The following is a 710-nucleotide window of genomic DNA, read 5'->3' on the forward strand; positions in this document are numbered from 1 at the left end:
AAAAAAAGAAATCTAACGGACTCTTCGCATTGGGATTTTGTATTGATTTTGTTTTGTAGATAGGAAAATCCTGTATCAGTTGGTTGGTGTAAATCGTTCGTTTTTCATAATGAGGAGTGGTTGCCTCTTGCGAATTTATTTCTTCAGCAGGCTTATAAGCAAATAAAACATTCTCAATCTGGTAAAATGAAAAAAGGATGTGATTATTATCATAAGGAATGATGGTATCGTATGTTGTTGTACCTTTTTTAATAGAACTACTTAAATCCCAAACAAGTAGCTTTTTTTCATTGGGAGCATGCAACAATGTCATTAGTTTATCATTCTTCTTAAACAATTGCGAGATACAATTTGTGGATATTATTTCTTTATTCCCTTGTCCTTTTTTACAGAAATAACCAATTTCTTTACCCGTGTCTATATTGATGATATTAAAAAAGTGCTCGGGATAACTCGGACTCCAGCAGATCAATAAGGAATCATATGCTGCGATTATTCCTGTGGCAATTCCTTTTATGGGTACATGCGTACTATTGATATTCTTTGATATAACATTCTTGACATTTACCTCCTTTATTTCGCCATTGAAATATTGGCTGTCAATGTCGCTACAGCAAGGTAATAAGCTAATGATGATGAAGATGATTACTATTTTCATAACTGAATTTATAATGATGATAGGATTGTGTACTTTGCAGTTGGTCACATCC

At 33.0% G+C, this 710-nt stretch carries 1 pseudogene; it reads right to left on the reverse strand.

Going from position 1 to position 710, the window contains the following annotated elements:
- Positions 1 to 658, reverse strand: a pseudogene (locus tag BACCOPRO_RS16980) (BF3164 family lipoprotein); the annotation flags it as partial.
- Positions 659 to 710: the final 52 nt, after the last annotated feature.

It is taken from the genome of Phocaeicola coprophilus DSM 18228 = JCM 13818, from assembly GCF_000157915.1.
GTDB lineage: Bacteria > Bacteroidota > Bacteroidia > Bacteroidales > Bacteroidaceae > Phocaeicola > Phocaeicola coprophilus.